This window comes from Rhizorhabdus sp. (genome assembly GCF_018006725.1).
Taxonomy (GTDB): domain Bacteria; phylum Pseudomonadota; class Alphaproteobacteria; order Sphingomonadales; family Sphingomonadaceae; genus Rhizorhabdus.
Genome location: NZ_JAGMXV010000081.1, coordinates 1 through 19,096, shown reverse-complemented (window position 1 = coordinate 19,096; position 19,096 = coordinate 1). Strand labels below are relative to the sequence as shown.

Below are 19,096 nucleotides of genomic sequence, written 5' to 3'. Positions count from 1 at the left end.
GTCCGCCGACGATCGCCTCGACCCCTGTGGCGCGTCGGTCTGTACAGCCACAATATCCGCAAAGGGCGACGCCAGAGCGCCGCGCACACCTACCTCGCCCCCGCCAGGAAGCGTCCGAACGTCAAGGTCGTGACCGGGGCGATGACCGAACGGATCCTGTTCGACGGCCGACGCGCCACAGGGGTCGAGGCGATCGTCGGCGGACAAACGCAGCATTTCGCCTGCCGTGGCGAGGTGATCGTCTCGGCCGGGGCGATGGAAAGCCCCCTGCTGCTCCAGCGCTCGGGCATAGGCCATGGCGACCGCCTGCGCGCGGCGGGCGTCGAAACGCTGGCCCATTCGCCGGACGTCGGCGAACGCATGATCGAGCATATGTCGATGTCGACGCCCTATCGGCTGCTCAAGGGTTCGGGCAGCCATCGCAATTTCTTCGGCATCGGCCTGGTCGCCGCCATGGCCCGCTATATGCTGCGGCGGGACGGCGTCATGGCAACCGGACCGTTCGAGGTCGGCGCCTTCTGCAATGTGGCGCATCCCGATGGCCGGACCGATGCGCAATTCTATCTGGGCGGCTACACCTTCGCAGTCGGCGACGACAACAACCCCGTTCCGCTGGACAAGATCGACCGCCGGCCGGGCATCACCATCTACGGCCAGTTGCTGCGCCTGACGAGCGAAGGCTCGCTCCGCATCACCGGGCCCCGGAGCACCGATACGCCCGAAATCCGCCCGAACTGGCTGAGCACCGACCATGATCGGGCCTCGGCGATCGGCCTGATGCGCAAGATGCGCGCCTTCATGGCACAGCCGCCGCTGGGCGACATGGTCGGTGAGGAAATCATTCCCGGTCCCGCCGTCCAGTCCGACGAGGAGCTTTTGTCGGCGTTCCGCCGGCTGTCGAGCTGCGGCCTGCACGCGATCCGATCGTGCCGCCTGGGAAACGATGCCGATGCGGTGGTCGACCCGCGCCTGCGGGTGAACGGCGTGGAGGGCGTCCGGGTGGCCGACTGCTCGGTGATGCCCTGGCATGTCACCGGCAATACCAACGCACCGGCCATGGCGGTCGGTCTACGCGGTGCAGCGATGATCCTGGAGGACCGGCCCTGACCGCAGGTCGGGCGCTCGCCCCTATTCGTTGAGCGAGATATAGCCCAGCTGGGCGGCCTTGAAGACCGTCTGGCTGCGGTTGACCGCATTCAGCTTGATCGAGGCATTGTGGATATGAAAGCGGATCGTCGCGCGGCTGCGCGACATGATCATGCTTATCTCGAGGTCGGTCTTGCCGATCGCCGCCCAGCGCAGGCATTCGACCTCGCGCTTGGACAGCCGTGTCTCGGGCGGCAGCGCCTGGGTCGAACCCATGACGTGGACATAGGTGCCGATGAAGGTCCGGGCATAGATACCGAAAGCATCGCCATAAGCGAGAAACTCTTCCGACAGGTCCAGCTTGGTCTTGTCGAGCGGGTTGAAGCTGACCGCCCCGATCTGACCGAAGGGCAGGTGAACGGGCACCACGATCGCCGCGCGGGTCATCGCCCTGTGCTCGAAATTGGTCAGGTCGATCGAATCCAGATAGGCATTTGGCTGACGCGTGAAGAAGCCTTCGGCGCTGACCCAGAAGGGCTCGCTCTCGAACCGGCACGCGCTGGTCAGCGGCGAATCCAGTGCGATCCGCGTGCTGCGCCACCAGACCTTCTCGCCCGACCACCCAAACACGTCCTCGGCAAGGATCTTGCCCTCGGCATCGACCGGTGTGCGCCGTCCCGCGATGTCGTGCGCCGGCGCAACGCGCATCCCGCATTCCATGGCGATATTGTGCAGCGCCTCGGCCGCGCGGCGAATGTCCTGTTGGCTGGAAACCCGGACAGCGTCTATGCGCGCCTGCGTAAGCAGAATCCATCTCCTCTGGTCGGCTTGCGGCTTCCCGGTGGGCACCCTAGCCAAGCCGAAGCGCTTAGACAATCGCCACACCCCTCCCGCAACCTGATACTTTGCCCAGCACGGTTGATGACAGCTTGATGATAGGAAGGCTGCCAGAAGGGGATGTCAGGTGAACTTCGATCTTTCCGAAGACGAGGAAATGCTGAAGGCCTTGGCCGAACGTTTCGTCGTCGACCATTATGATTTGGACAGCCGCCGTGCCTATCTGAACGAGGCGCATGGCTTCTCGCCCGCCAATTGGGCGCTGCTTGGCGAATTGGGTCTTCTGGCCGCGCCTTTCGACGCCGAACTGGGCGGCCTGTCGCTCGACGCGACCGGTATCGCGACGATCTTCGAAGCGCTCGGACGTGGCCTTGTCGTCGAACCATTGGTCGAGAATATCCTCCAGGCCGGTCGCCTGTTCGCCGCTACCGCTCCGGAGGCCCTGCGCGATGCCTGGCTTCCCGGCCTGCTCGACGGATCGAAGCGGGTCGCCTTTGCCCATGCAGAACTCGGGTCGCGCGGAAGCGCTCTCTGGCTGGAAACCCGCGCGACCATCTCGGATGGTGGCATCAGCCTGAGCGGCAGCAAGCCTTTCGTCCCCGCCGGATCGGGCGTCGACGCCTACATCGTCAGCGCACGCACGGGCGGCGCAGCCCATTCACTCGACGAGGTCGCCTTCTATCTCGTTCCCGCCGGCAGCCCCGGCCTGACTTATCGCAACTGGCGCATGGCCGACGGCTCTATGGCGGTTGCTCTCGATCTGCGCGACGTGGTCGTCGACGCGGGCAACCGGCTCGACGGCGGTATCGCGGCGCTGGCAGAGATCGACGATCTGGTCAGCCTCGCCCGTTCGGCGGAAGCGCTCGGCATCATGGAACGCCTGTTCGCCGAAACGCAGGAATATCTGCGGACGCGCGAACAATTCGGCTCCAAGCTCGCGAGCTTCCAGGCGATCCAGCACCGCATGGTCGCGCAATATACCGCGATCGAACAGTCGCGGGCGCTGCTCAATCTCGCACTTGTGACGTGGGGTGAGCCCGATTTCCATCAGGCGGTCCTGGGCCTGCGCGCCTTCGTCTCGCCCGCCTCGATCGAGCTGGGCCACGAGATGATGCAGTTCCACGGTGGCATGGGCGTCAGCGACGAGTTGATCATCGGTCATGGCCACAAGCGCCTGCTGGTGCTGTCACGCTGGCCGGACGATCCAGAAACGGCACTCGATCGGTTTGCAGGCAACGCCTGAGCCTTACCTACTGATGAAATGAAAAATGCCGCGCCCTTCAGGTCGCGGCATTTTTTGTGGTCGTCTCGATCCGCCTGCAGACAAACAGATGATCGAAAATACTCTGTTTTTTGATCAATAACCCGGTTCATCGCTATCCCCTGCACGCCTAGCCTTGGGCTCTGCAGGCGACCGCCCAAAGAGGCGCGGCGGAAGGAGAGGATCGATCATGGACCTGGATCTGGAAGGCAAGACGGTCGTCGTGACCGGCGGAAGCGGCGGCATCGGCCATGGGCTGGTGGTGGAGTTCGCCCGCGAAGGCGCCAACGTCATCTCCGCCTCCCGCGATGTCGCCACCGGCGAGAAACTGGCCGATCTCGCGGCAGCGCAGGGCTGTAGGGGACGCGTCCTCCCGGTCGGGACCGACGTGACCGATCGCAGCAGCGTCGATGCCATGATCGCCATCGCGCACCGCGAATTCGGGCCGGTCGACGTGCTGATCAACAATGCTGGCGGGGTGAAGAGCACCTATGCGTTCAAGGATCTCGACGACGAGACGCGCCGCTGGGAGATCGCGCTGAATATCGATGGCGTGGTCAACTGCACGCTCGCCGTGGCCGACGACATGCTGTCCCGCAAGACCGGCAGCGTGATCAACATTTCATCCAACTCTTCGCTGCTGGGCGAGGCCGCGCAGAACATTGTCCATTATGGCGCGGTAAAAGGCTTCGTGAACAGCTTCACCAAGCTGCTCGCCTATGAATGGGGACCGCAGGGCGCGCGCGTGAACACGATCGCCCCGGGCTGGATCGTTCCCCACAAGAATGAGGATGTCGCCTCGGGCAGCTTCTGGCACCGGCTCGACATGGGCACGCCCGAAGGCATGCAGCAGGCGCTCGAGGACGGGACTCTCTTCAACATGAGTTCGCTGCCGATGCAGCGGCTGGGCCGACCAGAGGATATTGCCGGTCTGGCCCTTTACCTCGCGTCCGACATCTCCTCTTATGTGACGGGCCAGCTGATATCGGTCAGCGGCGGGGTCTATATGCCATGAGGCTGGAGGGCCGCATCGCCATCGTGACCGGTGCCGCCAGCGGCATCGGCGCGGCCATTGCCGCATCATTCGCTACCGAAGGTGCGCAGGTGCTGGCGGCGGATATCGCGCCGCGCGCTGCAGAGAATCCCGCCGCGAGGATATACCCTTGCCAATGTGACGTTACCGATGCCGATGCGGTCAACGCGCTGGTCGCAGATGCCCTCGCACGCTTTGGGCGCCTCGACATCATGGTCAACAATGTGGGCGCGGCGGTCCATGGCTGGCTGAAGGATGCGAGCAACGCGGACTGGGATCGCGCGATAGCGATATCGCTGTCCTCGACCTTCTACGGCGTACGGGCTGCTCTTGGACCTATGCTGCGCCAGCGATCGGGCAGCATCATCAATATCTCGTCCGGCGCGGGGTTCGGAGGGGCGCCGGGCATGGCATCTTACGGAGCCGCCAAGGCCGCCGTGCACAACCTCACCCAAAGCGCGGCAGTGGAAAATGCCCGGAGCGGGGTGCGCATCAATTGCATCGCGCCCGGTGCGATAGAGTCGCCGCCTATCGTCGCCTGGGCAGAGACGCTGCCGGGCGGCCTCGACGCTTATGTCGACAGCCTGCTGCCCGGCCGCTTCGGAAAGCCCGAGGAAATTGCCGCAGCCGCATTGTTCCTGGCCAGTGACGAGGCCAGCTTCGTCAACGGCGCCGTAATTCCCGTCGACGGTGCCGCATCCGCGCGAATGGCGGCGATCGCCATCCCTACATGGGATAGCTGATCGCCCGCCTTATCGACACCTGCTCCGGGATCAGGCCGCTTCGCGCTGCTTGATCCAGCCGATACCGCGACGCAGAAGGTCGTAGAACACCGGCAGGTCCCAGGCGCAGCGATCGACCGACGGCCACCAGTTGAGCATAGGCTGCAAGTCATAATGCCCGCGGCAATGGCCCAGGGTCAGGTAAAGCACCGCGCCCTTGCCATGCTGCTTGATGTAGAAGACCGGCTGGGTACCCAGTGCGTCCGCCGCCTCGACGAAGCCGGTGCCCGGCTCGGTGCACTCGGTCTCCAGCAGCACGTGCAGATCGCCGTGCGTCTCGAGATGATAGAGTTCGTCGGTCGTGTCGAACGGCTCGACGCCGCGCACCAGTTCATGTTCGGGATCGACCACCGTAACCCGATAGGGCGCGATCGGCGGATGCGAGATGAACTGGCTTCCCAACATGTCCATCATCAGCGGCGCCCAGCGCGGGGCATCCCACAGCCCGCTTTCGAGCAGGCGAAGGACCGAATTGGTGCCGTGCAAAGCGTACCAGCGACCACCCTTGGCGAGCCAGTCGCGCAGCACTTCCTGCGCCTTGAGCGACGGCGTCACGTCGCAGGTGTAGGTGATGAGAATGTCGGCGGCGGCGATCGCCTCGACATTCTCATAATCCTCGAACACGCGCGTGCGGACGCTCTGATCTTCGGCGAGGAGCTTGAGCAGCTCCAGCCGGGCGAAGTCCATGTCGTGCCAAACGCCACCGCAGATCAGCACACAGTCGATGCGCGGCGGGCGCGCTTCCGTACCCGCCTCGCTCATCTGCGCGCGCCCAGTTCGCCGTCGATGTACTTGTCCATCGTCTGGTGGAACTGGCGAATGCGGATTTCCTGATAGTCGGCCAGCTGGACCTTGCCGTTCTTCGAGCAGTGGAGCCCCTGCTGGACGAAGGGCAGATTCTCCATGTCCTGCTCGAACACCGGGCCGAGGCCGCCGAGTTCGGCCGCTGCGGTCCAGGGCTCGTCGGGCCCGAGCATGTGCAGTTCGCAGCTGCGCGGGATCGGCTCGCCCTTCTTCACGCGCGAGAGGATCCGGACCTCCATGATGCAGGTGTCGGGCGTCTTGCCCGGCTTCCAGCGGTAGACGATGTTCGGCATATAGCCGCCCCAGGGGGCGAAGTTCGGGAAGACGTTATAGACGAGCGCGTCGAGAAGCTCGGCGTCGGTCGCTTCCGAATGGTCGTAGCCGGTCTGCTCTTCATAGGTCTTGCGCATCGCAGCACCCAGCGCCTCGCGCGCCGTCTGCCCTTCGGGGACAGTAACGGCATAAGGATCGCCCGATGGGTCGTAATTGTCGGCGGAGCGGCCATTATATTTGATGAACTCGTCGACGATCCACTGCTGGGTCTTGCCGTCCGGATCGAGGTGCGGACTCAGCACGCCGAAGGGCACGAGATTGACGTTCACATTGTCGCCCCAGAACCAATAGGCGCTGTTCGCGTCGCCCGAGAAGGGCAGCAGCTGCGGGTGGGTGACGACGGTGTGCCAGGCTTCCATGAAGGCCTCGGCGGTCACCTTCCAGTTGGCCGGGACTTCCTTGGCCACCCAGATGACGGTCGTGCATTCCTCATGCCGCCAGCGCTTGAAATGCTCTGGGAGCGGAGCAAGGAATTCTTCGAGTGTCGGCCCGCCCGGCTCCTCGCGCAGGAATATATAACCGCCCCAGCGGCCGACCTCGGCCTCCGGCAGCGTCAGTTCCTTCGGATCCAGATGCTTGAAGTCCCACGAGCAGGGCATGTGGGAAAAGCTGCCGTCCTTCTTCCAGGTGAAACCGTGGAACGGACACTGGAAGGTGTCCGCGCTGCCGTCGTCGGTGCGCAGCTTGCGCCCGCGATGGAGGCAGACATTGTGGAACGCGCGGACCGAACCGTCGTCCTGGCGGCTGATCAGGAAGGACCGGCCGGCATTCTCGTAGACGACGAAATCGCCGGGCTCGGGCAAATCTTCTTCGCGGGCCGCAAACTGCCAGACATAGGGCCACATCCGCTCACGCTCGAGCTGGGCGAAGGCCTCGCTGGTGTAGCGCTCCGCCGGGATCGGATCCGAGCCGAGATATTCGTAGCTTTCCTGCGTCAGGATCGCCGGGGCGGTGCGGGAGTCCTGAGCCATCAGGTCTTCCCAGCTGGTTCCGGGGCACCGCTCGAAGCCGCCACCCTGCTTCGGATCACGTTCGGCCATGGTCGAATCCTTCATCCTAAAGATTATGCGTTTTCCCGGTTGTGCCCCGCAGGCGTCGGCGCCGTCACCTTATCGAAAGCATAGGTTGCGCGGTCAGCCAAATCCGCGAAACAGATGGTCCGGTTCTGCAGACATATATGATTGGGAGAGTGCCGTGAGCAAACGGCTTGAAGGAAAGGTGGCGCTGGTCACCGGAGGTACCTCTGGCATCGGCGCCGGTGCCGTTCGCCGCTTCGTCGAGGATGGTGCCAAGGTCGTCTTCACCGGCTCCAACGCTGCCGCCGCCGAAGAGCTTTGCGCCGAGACGGGCGCGACATTCGAGACGCACCGGGTCGAGGACGCGGCCGCATGGCCAACCCTGATGGAGCGCATCCTGTCGGCTCATGGTCGGCTCGACATCGCCTTCGCCAATGCCGGCACCGAACAGGGCGACACCAATATCGAAGACGTCTCGATCGAGGCGTGGGACAAGGTCATCGGCGTCAACCAGACCGGTGTGATGCTGACCGTGCAGCATGCGATCCGTACGATGCGCGACAATCCCGGCGGTCCGACCGGATCGATCATCATCAACTCGTCGATGAACGCGCACCGCGCGCTCGGCAATTATGTCAGCTATTCGGTGTCGAAGTCGGCCGTGATCGCGCTGGCCAAGTCGGCCGCGCTCCATTGCGGCGCCAAGGGCTACAAGATCCGCGTCAATGCGGTTCTGCCGGGCGTCGTCGAGACTGCGCTGATCAAGCAGATCATTGCCAAGTCCGGGGACGAAGCCGGAGCGCGTGCCGCCTATGAAGGCATGTCCCCGCTCCGCCGCATGGCGACGGTGGAGGAGGTCTGCGGCCTCGTGTCCTGGCTCGGGTCGGACGAGGCGGCTTTTGTTTCGGGTGCCGAATATGTGATCGACGGCGCCAGCACGGCGGGGATGATGGGCGTATGAGCAACAGTGGAGCACGGCGCCTCGAAGGGCGCGTCGCCTTCATTTCGGGTGGTCTGCGCGGCATTGGCCTCGCGGTCGTCGAGCGCTATCTGTCGGAGGGCGCCGAAGTCGTCCTGTCCGACCTCGACGTCTCCGACAGCGACGTCGTCAAGGAGACGATGGCGAAGCTCGGCCAAGCGGCCAGTTACGTCTCGGCCAACGTTACCAAGGAAGAGGATTGGGAGCGCGCGCTCGACCATGTGAAGAAACAGCATGGCCGTCTGCACATCCTGGTGAACAACGCCGGCACCGACCTGACCGGGCCGGTCGAGACGCTGACCATGGAGGCCTGGCGGCGGATCATGGCAGTGAACGTCGATGGCGTGTTCCTCGGCACGCGCACCTTCATCCCGATGCTCGCCGAGAGCGGCGCCGGCATCAAGGGCGGGTCGAGCATCATCAACATCAGCTCGATCATGGGCCTCGTCGGCTATAGCGAAGTTTCTGCCTATAATGCGACCAAGGGCGCGGTTCGCCTCTTCACCAAGGGCATCGCTATCGAGTTCGCGCAGAAGCGCACCCCGATCCGAGCGAACTCGGTGCATCCGGGCTTCGTACTCACGCCCCTGCTCAACGCCGGTTTCCAGCGCTGGGTGGACCAGGGCGTCGCGGAGAAGCCGCAGGACCTGATCGACACGATGGCCGCGACGACGCCGAGCGGGCGCCTCGCCGATCCGTCGGAAATCGCGGGCGCCTGCTATTTCCTGGCGAGCGAAGACAGCAGCTATGTGACCGGCGCCGAGCTGGTCGTCGACGGCGGATGGACGGCACAATGACGATCGCTCTCGACAATGTGGTGGCCGTGGTCACCGGTGCGGCTGGCGGGATCGGCCGGGAGATCGTCAAGGCGATGAAGGCGGCCAACGCCATCGTCATCGCCACCGACCTCAACGAGCCTCCGGCGGACATCGGCGCCGACGCAGTTATGCGGCACGACGTGACGAAAGCCGAGGACTGGGCCGCGCTCGCCGCGCTGATCGAGCGCGACTATGGTCGCCTCGACGCGCTGGTGAACAATGCAGGTCTGTCGATCGTCGGCAAGATGGAGGACACCCCGCTCGCCGAATGGCACCGCGTCAACGCGATCAACGTGGACTCGGTCATCATCGGCACGCAGGCGCTGCTGACCTTGCTCAAGGAAGGCGGCAAGGCTCGCAAGGGCGGCGCCTCGATCGTCAACTTCTCCAGCGTCGGCGGCCTGCGCGGTGCTGCATTCAACGCGGCCTATTGCACCAGCAAGGCTGCCGTGAAGATGCTCTCCAAGTGCCTGGGCGCCGAGTTCGCGGCGCTCGGCTACAACATCCGGGTCAACAGCGTCCATCCGGGCGGGGTCGATACCGGCATGCTTGGATCGATCATCGACCGCTATATCGAGCTGGGCGCCGTACCCTCCCGCGAAGTGTCTGAAGCCGCGATCAAGGCGCGTCATCCGATCGGGCGGCTCGCCCGCCCCGACGAAATGGGCGGCGGCGTGGTCTATCTCTGCTCGGAAGCGGCCAGCTTCGTAACCTGCTCCGAATTCCTCATCGATGGCGGGTTCAGCCAGGTGTGATCCTTCCTTCCGTGCACCGCAGGCGGAGACGACAGCCTCCGCCTGCGACACCCCCTTTTCCAATCCCTCAGTAGCTGAAGCCGAGCGTCAGGCCCCAGGTCCGTGCGACCTCGCGGCTGGCGAAGGCGAACGGGCCGGTGATGACCTTGCGATACAGCCGGCCGTCGCTGTGGAAGGCGTTCTGCACGAAGGCCGACAGCGTGACATTCTTGCGGTCGTCCAGTTCGTGGCGATAGCCGATCGACGCATCGACCGTCGCATAGGCGTCGATGAAATCGCGGTTCAGCCCCGTCGTATCGCGGATCACCGACGTCGCGAATTTGTCGGTCCACTTGTAGTTGGCGTTGAGCAGGATCTCACCGCCCGTCGCCTCGACCGGAATGGTGGCGTCGCCGCCGAAGCTGACCGACCATTTCGGCGCGTAGCGCAGGTTGCGCTGGTTGCGGATGTCTGCTCCGGCCGACAGGAAGGCATCATATTTCCCATCGATATAGCCGACGGCCGCGCGCAGGTTCAGCCAGCGGGTCGGCGCCAGCTGGAACTCGCCCTCGACGCCCTGGAGGGTTGCCGAGGCGGCATTCTGCACCTGGGTCTGGGTGATCAGCGGGTTTATCGGCGACGCGGTGATCACCTCCTCCTGCTTGTTCTTGTACTTCGCCCGGAAAACCGTGACATTGGCGCGGGCGCGGTTGTTCCAGAAGGTGGTACGCAGGCCCGCTTCATAGCTGTCGACCGTCTCGGGCTCATAGGGGCCGATCGCCGTGGTAACGGTGGCCCGGCTATTCCAGCCGCCCGAGCGATAGCCGCGCGACCAGCCCGCATAGACCATGACGTCAGGCGTGAAGCGATAGTCGACCGTCACGCGCGGGGTGAACTTGCTGAACGTCACCGAAGGATCGGCGCAGGGCGCATAGGCTGACGATGCGTCGGGGCACTGACCGGTGATTGCCCCGCTCGTGGGATTACGGAAGCGAATGTAGAATTTCTTCTTCTCGTGCGTATAGCGTCCGCCGAGCGTCAGCCGCAGCTTGTCGATCGGCTCGACATAAGCCTCGGCATAGGCGGCATAGGCGTCGAGATCCTGCCCCGCGTCGAAGAACTGCGACCGGTTGCCGGTGACGATCGCCTGCTGCACGAGGTCGAATTCGGATTTCATATAATAGAGACCCGCGACGAAATCGACAGCCCCGCCGAGGTCGCTGACCGCCCGGACTTCCTGGCTGAACTGGCTGGCCGTTTGGTCACGCAGCGATACGAAGATGTGCGCGCCATTGGCCAGCGGTGCACCGCCGGTGTTCTCGATGTTCAGCGCGTCCTTCTGCTTGGTGTAGTTGGTGATCGACTCCAGCGACACACCTTCGATAACGTCCAGCTTGGCGTTCAAAGTCACCGCCGTGTGCTTCAACTTTGCCTGGAACGGATAATCGTCGAGCGCCAGCTTATAGCCGCTGTCCCTGATCTGCTCGCCCTGGGTACCGATGCAGGCACCGAAGGCGACGCAGAAGGTCTGACCGGACGCCGACAGCGGCACCAGGCTCGGATATTTGGACTTGTCGTTGATGTGATCCACCGAGAGGGTCGCGTCGAAGGACGAGCTCGGGTTGAAGCGCAACGCGCCGAACAGCGAATAGCGGTCGAGGCCGTCTTCGCGCTTGCCGTCGCTGGCCCGCCGCGTGAAGCTGTCGCTGCGCTCGCGATAGCCGCCCAGCTTCAGGCCCAGCACATCCTCGACGATCGGCGCATTGGCGACGACCTTATATTCGCGCACGCCGTAGCTACCGACCGTCACCTGGCCCTTCAGCCCCCAATCCATCGTCGGCTTGGTACGCTTGATGCTGATCACGCCGCCGATGGTGTTGCGGCCGAACAGCGTGCCCTGGGGACCGCGCAAAACCTCGATCGCGTCGATGTCGAACGTATCCATCATCGCGCCCGTGTTGGACGCGAGGAAAACGCCGTCGACCGAGACGGCGACCGCAGGCTCGAACGAGCGGTCGAGATCGCCGAAGCTGATACCGCGGATCGACGCGGACATGCCGCCGCCGGTAAACGGGTGCCGGCCGAGTTCGACGTTCGGCATGAAACGCTCGATCGAATCGACATCGGGAATGAAAGTGCGTTCGATCATCGCGCCGTCCATCGCGGCCACGGCAACCGGGACCGACTGCAGCGATTCCGAACGCTGGCGGGCGGTGACGATGATGTCTTCGATCCCCCCCACATCGGTCGATTGCGGTGCCGCCTGAGCCCAGGCCGGCCCGGCAGCGAGCGCCAATGCGGTGGTGGCGAGCAAAACCCTGTTTCTCATGTCAGACCATCCCCTACCCTGTCTTGATTATGGAAAGCCGGCTTCGACCGGCAACACGCACACTCCTCCGGTAAGCGTCGGCACGGCCGACGCCCCATCTCGTCTGTTCTGCCAAGGGCTCGATCGGATCGCGCCGAACGCGCGATCAGCGGCCCGTCCAGCGAGGCGCGCGCTTCTCGACGAATGCGCGCGGACCTTCCGCAAAATCCTCGCTCACCACCAGCCGGTCGAAGGCCTGACGCGTAGCGGCGATCGAAACATCTTCGGGCACCTCGGCCGCGAGCCTGGCCACTTGCAGGCTTTCCCGTACCGCGATGGGGGCGTTGGCGCATATCGCCTTGGCCAGGCCCAGCGCCGTCTCAACGACCTGATCCGCCGGCACCACCCGGTTGACGAGGCCCAGCGCCTCGGCACGCGCAGCACCAATCGGTTCGCCGGTCGCGATCATCTCCAGCGCGATCGCGCGCGGGATTTGGCGCGGCAGGCGATAGATGCCGCCGGCCCCGGCGATCAGGCCGCGCTTGACCTCGGGCAGCCCGACGATCGTCTCGGTCGACACCACCCGGAGGTCGCAGGCGAGCGAGATTTCGAGGCCGCCGCCGAGCGCACTGCCCTTGACTGCGGCGATCCAGGGTTTCACCCGCCTGGCCTCGACGAAGCCGGCGAACCCGCCGTCGGGGGTGCTGAGTTCGTCGGCACGGCCAGCCGCGACCTCGGCGAGATCGGCGCCAGCGCAGAAGGTTGGTCCCTCGGCCGAGGTGATCACCACAGCCCAGATCGCCGGATCGGCTTCGGTCTGCTTGACGATCGCATCGAGCGTGCGGGCGACGGCCCCATTGACCGCATTGCGCTTGGCGGGACGGTTCAGCGTCACGAGGCCGATATGTTGCTCGACGACTTCGTAAAGCACCACATCGTCTTCGGTATCAGCCATTTTTCTCTCCAGACCAGAACAAGCGCAACAGCCCCTTGGTGGGCGATCCATCGATGTCGGAAGAGCGGCCATAGCCCTGCGCCTCCAGGCGGAGCCGCATTTTGCCCGATTCGCGCAAAGGACATCCTCTTCCATCACATGCCGGCGTCTTTTCGGGCGTCCGGCTTAGGTTGGGAGGCTATGTAGCGAGGTCCATCGCGTCTAATATGTATCAGACCGTCGTTGAGACGAAATTGCTATCAACCTAGGCTTGCGCGACTTCGCTCGCCAGTCTCCAAAGCGCCCGCACTGCGGAGCGGTCGTCATTCTCCCGTCGGACCAGATGCAGCGCCACGGTGAAGTCGGTTTCAGAGAAGGGCAGTATCGTCAGATCGGGCCCGAGATTCGACGCAGCGTGCCATTCGCTCATCAGGACGGGAACATGCGATCGCATCGCATGCTGTCGAATGCCGGCGAGGGAAGATTCGGGCAGCGGAAGAACCTCGATGCCGTGTGCAGACAGACGGACCGCGATGCTGTCGTAGAAGATCGGATTGATGTTGCGCCGGAAGCTGGCGATCTGCTGCCCCCGCAGCGATTCCAGCGAGATATCCGGCCCCAGAGCATCAGCTCTCTCCCGGTCCACGAGCAGCGCCCAGCGGAAATGGGCGAGGTCCAGCACCTCGCACCCTTCGCGCTCGAACGGTCCGACGGTGAAAGCCAGGTCGATTTCGTGCCGCATCAGCGAGTCGAGCAGCTGCGACGACCAGGCGTTGACGATCTCGATCTCGATGCGGGGATGGCGACGCAGGAACAGGTCGAGCAGCGCTTCGCGCGCCGGTATCTCGGCGGAGAAGTCGGGCGCGCCGAGCCGCAGCGACTGGGCCTGGTTCGCGCGCATGTCGCGCGCGACCTCGGCGACCATATTGGCAGCTTCGACATAGCTGCGCGCGGGCTTGAGAAAGGCGTGCCCCTGTTCGGTCAGCTGCACGCCCCGGTTGCGGTTGCGCAAGAACAGCTGGAAGCCGATCTGTTCCTCGAGCTTGCGGATCTGAACCGACAGCCAGGGCTGCGCGACATGCAGCGTCTCGGCCGCCCGCGTGAAAGATAGGGTGTCGGCCACCGCTACGAACATGCGGATCTGCCGGATATCTATGGGCGTCACCTCTGTCCTCCCCGTCCGCGGGGGCGCCGTTGGCCGGCGCCCTCCCGTCCGGATATGGTCAGATCAGCCGGACGTCGTCCAGATTGCCAGACCTTCGGGCCCTTCCGAAACTATCCCTTTCGCCCCTATCGGCTGCGCATCCTCGGCCATCAGGGACGCAATCGTCGCCGTATCGGTCTCCGGGACACGCGCGACGAAACGCGCGCCTTCGGGCGTGCGACCGATGATGGTGGCGTGGCGCGGCCGGCCGTGCCGGTCGAACGGGATGGTGTAGGTTTCGATCTCGCCCGGTCCCGCATAGCTCTCGAGCAATTCAGGCACCTCGCCCCGTCTGGCTTCGGCCAGGGCCTGAACGTCATAGTCCTGCGGAAAGGTCCCGGCGGGAACGGGCACGCGGCTAAACAGCATCGAATGGCTGTGGGTGGCATAGCCGCCATTGGCGACGATCAGGCCGTGGCGCCCGCTCTCCCGCAGCTTAGCGACCATCCGCGCGGCCGCGTGCATCATGCAGTTGCCGATCGGGCCACCGCCGAAGGTCAGCCCGCCATAGACCGAACAGGGGCGATCGAGCGGCCAGCCGAGCGCGCGTCGCGCCAGCTTGGGAACGATCGGGAAGCAGGAATAGAGCTCGACATGGTCGATGTCGGCCGCAGCGACGCCGTTGCGCTCCAGCGCGGCGTGAACCGTCGTCTCGAGACTTGCGGCACGCGCATAGCTGTCGCGGCGGAGAAAATCCTCGTCCTCATGCGCGGCCGCGCCGGCACCGACATAGACGATACGGCGTTCATCGACGCCGAGTTCTCGCGCCTTGGCGAGGCTGGCGACGATCACCGCCGCCCCCATGTTGACGCTCGAATTGGCGACCATCAGCTTCGTGTAAGGGAAGCTGACCATGCGATTGTCGGGCGTCGCCGTCGCGATCGTCTCGGCGTCGACCGGCTTGCGGATCCAGGCATAGGGGTTGGCGGCGGCAACGGAGGCGAAGCCCTCACCGATCCTGCCGCTCTCCGCCTGCCCCTCGGCCAGCGACTGGCCCCAGGCCGCGCGGGCGGCGTTTTCGTAAAGCGGGTAGACGTCGATCGGGGTGAACAGGCCGTGCTTGCGCGCCAGCGGCTTGGCATTGGCGAGGGCCACCTCGGCGATCGAGCTCTTCGGCGGTTCGCGACCGGCTGCGATATCGGCCTGGGCGCGCTTGGCGGCGGTCCGCAGCGCTTCGGCCCCAACCGCAGCGGCCAGAGAAATCTCGCCGCGCCCGATCAGGTTGGCGGCATCGTTGATCAGCTTGATCGGCCCGTCGCCGCTCGCCTCATGCGTTTTCAGCAAATGCGTCGGCCGGCGCCCCATCAGTGCAGCCACCCGCTCCTGCGGCGCTGGATCGGGAAAGGAAATTTCATCCTCGACACCCAGCCAGTCGAGCGCATCGAGGATGTCGGCGCCGCTGTCGGCTTCAGCCTCCTCCAGCGCTGCCAGCATCAGTTCGAAGGCGTCCATACCCTCCAGGTCGTTGGCCGGCCGATCGAGCACCTCGCCGATGCCGATGATCACGGGGATGCGGCTCTCGTCGACGCCCGAATTCATGCCTGTCTCCTCATTCTCTCGTCTTGATTTTGTTACGCCGCCCACCGCGCGAAAACGCTAGCCGTGCAATCTCTCGCCCCGGCCAAGGCCGGCTGCGAGCATCTGTTCGATCGTCGGATCCACACCCTGCAAGGCACGCGCGGCAAAGAGATCGTCGATCTTGTCTTCGGGCATTCCCAGCCAGTCGCGCACCACATCCGCACTATGCTGCCCCATCAGCGGCGCGGGCATCGCGGGGAGCGCGCCAACCAAATTCGAGCGCGCATGGAAGCTCTCGGCAATCACGTCTTCGTCAAGATGCGGATGGCGCTCGACGCGGAACAGGCCGCGCTCACGATAATAGGAAAAATCGGGGAGATCAGCGATGCGAAGCATTCGCGCTGCAGGAACTCCGGCCGCCTGCAGCCTGTGCATCGCCTCGTCCGCATCCTGCTCGATCATCCAGGCAGAAACAGCGGCCTCGATCTCGTTCCGCCGCGCGACCCGGTCTGGCTTTTGCGCCAGTGCCCCTTCTGACAGCCAGTCCGTCCGTCCCATAACGTCACACAGCGCCCGCCAGTCCCCGTCGCCGCGAATGGTTACGACGCACCACTGATCGTCGCCCGAAGCCTGAAACACGCCCCACGGCGCATCCGGTGGTTCGTCCCAACCATCGATCCCTGCTGCTTTTCCGACAATCTCCACCGAGAAATGATCGAGCATCACGTCGAGCTGGGAGATCGACGCCGTGCCCCCGCGCCCGGTCGCCGCGCGCCGATGGAGCAGCGCCAGGGTGGCGATGGCGCCGTAGCGCGCCGCCGAGTGGTCGGGATAAATGGTGACGGCATCGCTGTACGCCGACGGATCATCGGGATAACGCCATTTACTGGTAAGCCCCGACGCCGCACGGACGAGGGGGCCATAGCCCATCCGGCCCGCCCACGGGCCATCTGCACCGAACGCACTGCTGTCCACCATCACGATGCCCGGGTTGATCGCGGACAGGGTGGCATAGTCGAAACCGAGCGATTCCATCGTTCCACGCTTGAAGTTGGACAGGATCACGTCCGCTTCCGCCGCGAGCTCCAGAAACAGCGCCTTGCCCTCCGGATGCCGCAGGTCGAGGCCGAGGCTGCGCTTGTTGCGATGCCCGGCCGCGAAGCCGACCGACAAGCCGGTTGGCAGATAGCTGTGCCGGGTACCGTCCGGGAACGCCGCGCTCTCTACCTTGACGACGTCCGCCCCGAGATCGGCCAGCAGCCGCCCCTGCTCACCACCCACCACTATCACGCCCAGGTCGAGGACCTTGAGCCCGGCCAGCGGCCGCGCAGCTGAAGGCGTTTCGACAGGATGGTCGGCGGTGTGCTCGACCGAAATTTCAGCGCTGTCGCCAAACCTGATCGGGCTGCCGGGAATGCGCACCCGGCTGCCGTCGGCCAGTCGGGTTTCGGCCAGCACGCCGCGCGCTTCGACATGATCGGTCGCGAGACATTCCTCCAGTGTCAGCACCGCAGAGATTGGAACGCCCTGCACCGCACCTTCGGCGACAAGATCGGCTTTCGTCCGCTCGGCGAAGAAGGCCGCCATCGCCTTCTGCAACGGCACCGACGCCTGCCGCACGTCGAGGCGGTTGAACTCGGGCGCCGCAAAGGCAGGCGGCGCCCCCATCCAGCGGTGCATATTCTGCCACTGGCGCGGGGACAGTACGCAGATCCGCACCTTGCCATCGGCACAGGCGTGGATCGGATAGAGCGTCCCGGCCGCAGGCCGTCCCGGCGGCAGCGCTGCTGCCGAGCGCCCGAGCGTCGCACTGCCCGCAATGCCGAAGCCTGGGTCGAGCGCTTGCACGGCCCCATCCAGCAGCGAAAAGTCGATCCGGTCGCCCTGCCCCGTCCGTCGCGCGGCGTGTAGGGCAGCCATCGCGACGAAGGCGCCCTGCGACATCGCGCATTCGAGCGCCAGTTGCCCCGGGGGCAGCAAGGGCGCGCGCCCGGCGATACCGGATCGCGAGAGTTCGCTCGATAGGGCGTGCAGCACCGGATCGGTCGCCTGCCAGTCGCTATGCGCATTGCCCAGTCCGAATCCACTGACAGTCATCCGCACCGCACCGGCCGTCAGGGCCGCTTCGAGGGCGGCGGCCGTGACGCCATAGTCCTCCGACAAGCGATAGGGCAGCAACAGCAGGTCCGCGCGACCGACCAGATCGAGCAATTGGCGAGCGCGAGCTTCGACCGCCCCGGATAGGACGGGTCTTTCCTTTCCTGCAGCCGCGACGGCAGCGGTCAGAACCGCCTTGTCCGTGATCACAGGCTCATCGACATCCCCGGCACCAGGGATGACCACCTTCGCGCCGAGATCCGCAAAGATGCGCCCGATCTTGCCCAATTCGCCACCCAGCAGGTCGACGACCAGATGCCCTGCCAAGGGCGCCGAGGCCGAGTCATGGTTCCTTCGACGAGTCATCGCTCGTCCCGACAGCTATGGCTGCGCTGCATCCCGCTTCCCGACATCTCTGCTTTTCTGGCGGAAAATGTCCGGGAAGATGCGGGGGCTGTCCAATACGCAATATGGACGAATTAATATGGATTTCTTATGAGAAATCTTCTCATGCCCCTGACTTGAGGGGGGCAATCACCCCTCGCTCGCCCCTTCAGCTTTGGCAGTCGCAGGGCAATTCCGGGGGCATCGTCTGGATCTGATCAAGCGAGAGGATCACCAGCGGAGGTTCGGCGCTGAAATCGAAGATCGGGCTGATCTCAATCGCGCGCGAGTCTTATCAGCGGGAGGAAAGTTCGTTGCGTGCGGGGGCGGCTACACCTGCGGCAAACCTGCCCGTCTCGATTGATAAGGCTGCAGAATGGGGGTATATCGTCTCGGTCGGGGATGACCCGGTCGCCAGGGGCGATCGGGAGCAGCGAGGCGTATCCGGTTCAGCTTTGCGTGCCTTGTCCGCCAATCGCCGGAGCAATCACCATGGAAAGCGCGTTCATCCGATGGTTCATTGCGGGGGTATTCCTGACCTTCCTCGCCAGCGTCGTGATTGCCGATATCATCGGCCGCATACGCCGATCCTCACCCAGCAGCCGGTCCGGAACGGGCTTTAGGCACGCGACGCGGCATCCGCAGCGGCAAAACGGGTGGAAGGCCGGCGGGCGGCGGTGACGCCACGCTGCGTGCGCGCCACCGCCGGATCATCATTCCAGTTCGAACGTCACCGAGATGCTGACCGACATCTTCTGCTCGCCAGCCTCGATCATCGTGTCGGCGGCAGCCTCCTTGCGGACCATCGCCATCGGCGCCATCGGGCGATAGATCGGCATGGACTCGGTCGAACCCTCGCTGATCGCGAGGATGCGCTTCACGCGCATGCCGGCGGCGCGGGCATAGAGGTCGGCGCGCTGCTTTGCGATCGCGACGGCCTGCTCGCGGGCCTTGTCGAGCAGCGGCTC

At 64.7% G+C, this 19,096-nt stretch carries 16 protein-coding genes; 7 read left to right on the top strand and 9 right to left on the bottom strand.

What is annotated here, in order from left to right; translation table 11 throughout:
* The coding region (locus KAY22_RS12870; protein ID WP_296623855.1) for a GMC oxidoreductase at window positions 1–1,107 on the top strand (1,107 nt) is incomplete at its 5' end.
* A gap of 21 nt (window positions 1,108–1,128) precedes the next feature.
* Here the strand turns inward: KAY22_RS12870 and KAY22_RS12865 are convergent.
* A complete protein-coding gene (locus tag KAY22_RS12865; RefSeq protein ID WP_296623854.1) occupies window positions 1,129–1,794 on the bottom strand; it encodes a helix-turn-helix domain-containing protein in 666 nt (221 codons plus the stop codon).
* 256 nt (window positions 1,795–2,050) lie between these two features.
* Here KAY22_RS12865 and KAY22_RS12860 point away from each other — a divergent pair, with 256 nt between their 5' ends.
* The 3 genes from KAY22_RS12860 (at window position 2,051) to KAY22_RS12850 (ending at window position 4,960) form a co-directional block, all read left to right on the top strand.
* Window positions 2,051–3,166: an acyl-CoA dehydrogenase family protein gene (locus tag KAY22_RS12860; protein WP_296623853.1), complete on the top strand. Its 1,116-nt coding sequence runs from the start codon at window positions 2,051–2,053 to the stop codon at window positions 3,164–3,166.
* A gap of 208 nt (window positions 3,167–3,374) precedes the next feature.
* On the top strand, window positions 3,375–4,199 hold the full coding sequence (locus tag KAY22_RS12855) for an SDR family oxidoreductase (RefSeq protein ID WP_296623852.1): 825 nt from the start codon (window positions 3,375–3,377) through the stop codon (window positions 4,197–4,199).
* Window positions 4,196–4,960, top strand: coding sequence for an SDR family NAD(P)-dependent oxidoreductase (locus tag KAY22_RS12850; RefSeq protein ID WP_296623851.1), 765 nt, complete (start codon window positions 4,196–4,198; stop codon window positions 4,958–4,960). The genes KAY22_RS12855 and KAY22_RS12850 overlap by 4 nt, the downstream gene beginning before the upstream one ends.
* Window positions 4,961–4,990: 30 nt before the next feature.
* Here KAY22_RS12850 and KAY22_RS12845 read toward each other — a convergent pair whose 3' ends face one another.
* Together KAY22_RS12845 and KAY22_RS12840 are read right to left on the bottom strand one after the other, a co-directional pair.
* A complete protein-coding gene (locus tag KAY22_RS12845; protein WP_296623850.1) occupies window positions 4,991–5,761 on the bottom strand; it encodes a ThuA domain-containing protein in 771 nt (256 codons plus the stop codon).
* Window positions 5,758–7,176: an aromatic ring-hydroxylating dioxygenase subunit alpha gene (locus KAY22_RS12840; protein ID WP_296623849.1), complete on the bottom strand. Its 1,419-nt coding sequence runs from the start codon at window positions 7,174–7,176 to the stop codon at window positions 5,758–5,760. Before KAY22_RS12840 ends, KAY22_RS12845 begins: the two co-directional genes overlap by 4 nt.
* A 154-nt stretch (window positions 7,177–7,330) precedes the next feature.
* On the opposite strand from KAY22_RS12840, the gene KAY22_RS12835 reads away from it, so the two are divergent.
* The 3 genes from KAY22_RS12835 to KAY22_RS12825 are packed head-to-tail and all read left to right on the top strand — an operon-like array spanning window position 7,331 to window position 9,704.
* Complete coding sequence (locus tag KAY22_RS12835) at window positions 7,331–8,113, top strand: SDR family oxidoreductase (protein WP_296623848.1); 783 nt, start codon at window positions 7,331–7,333, stop codon at window positions 8,111–8,113.
* Window positions 8,110–8,928, top strand: a complete 819-nt coding sequence (locus KAY22_RS12830; protein ID WP_296623847.1) for a glucose 1-dehydrogenase — start codon at window positions 8,110–8,112, stop codon at window positions 8,926–8,928. The genes KAY22_RS12835 and KAY22_RS12830 overlap by 4 nt, the downstream gene beginning before the upstream one ends.
* On the top strand, window positions 8,925–9,704 hold the full coding sequence (locus tag KAY22_RS12825; RefSeq protein WP_296623846.1) for an SDR family oxidoreductase: 780 nt from the start codon (window positions 8,925–8,927) through the stop codon (window positions 9,702–9,704). The genes KAY22_RS12830 and KAY22_RS12825 overlap by 4 nt, the downstream gene beginning before the upstream one ends.
* A 67-nt stretch (window positions 9,705–9,771) precedes the next feature.
* On the opposite strand, the gene KAY22_RS12820 is transcribed toward KAY22_RS12825, so the two are convergent.
* The 6 genes from KAY22_RS12820 to KAY22_RS12795 all read right to left on the bottom strand — a co-directional run.
* On the bottom strand, window positions 9,772–12,012 hold the full coding sequence (locus KAY22_RS12820) for a TonB-dependent receptor (RefSeq protein WP_296623845.1): 2,241 nt from the start codon (window positions 12,010–12,012) through the stop codon (window positions 9,772–9,774).
* A 145-nt stretch (window positions 12,013–12,157) separates the two neighbouring features.
* Window positions 12,158–12,946 carry an enoyl-CoA hydratase-related protein gene (locus tag KAY22_RS12815; RefSeq protein WP_296623844.1) on the bottom strand — a complete coding sequence of 263 codons (789 nt, stop codon included), beginning with the start codon at window positions 12,944–12,946 and terminating at the stop codon, window positions 12,158–12,160.
* Between the two features lie 244 nt (window positions 12,947–13,190).
* A complete protein-coding gene (locus KAY22_RS12810) occupies window positions 13,191–14,090 on the bottom strand; it encodes a LysR family transcriptional regulator (RefSeq protein WP_296623843.1) in 900 nt (299 codons plus the stop codon).
* 63 nt (window positions 14,091–14,153) lie between these two features.
* Window positions 14,154–15,668 carry an acetyl-CoA acetyltransferase gene (locus tag KAY22_RS12805; RefSeq protein ID WP_296623842.1) on the bottom strand — a complete coding sequence of 505 codons (1,515 nt, stop codon included), beginning with the start codon at window positions 15,666–15,668 and terminating at the stop codon, window positions 14,154–14,156.
* A gap of 57 nt (window positions 15,669–15,725) precedes the next feature.
* Window positions 15,726–18,110, bottom strand: coding sequence for a CoA transferase (locus tag KAY22_RS12800; RefSeq protein ID WP_296623841.1), 2,385 nt, complete (start codon window positions 18,108–18,110; stop codon window positions 15,726–15,728).
* 731 nt (window positions 18,111–18,841) lie between these two features.
* Window positions 18,842–19,096: SIMPL domain-containing protein (locus tag KAY22_RS12795; RefSeq protein WP_296623840.1), on the bottom strand; the 255-nt coding region annotated here is incomplete at its 5' end.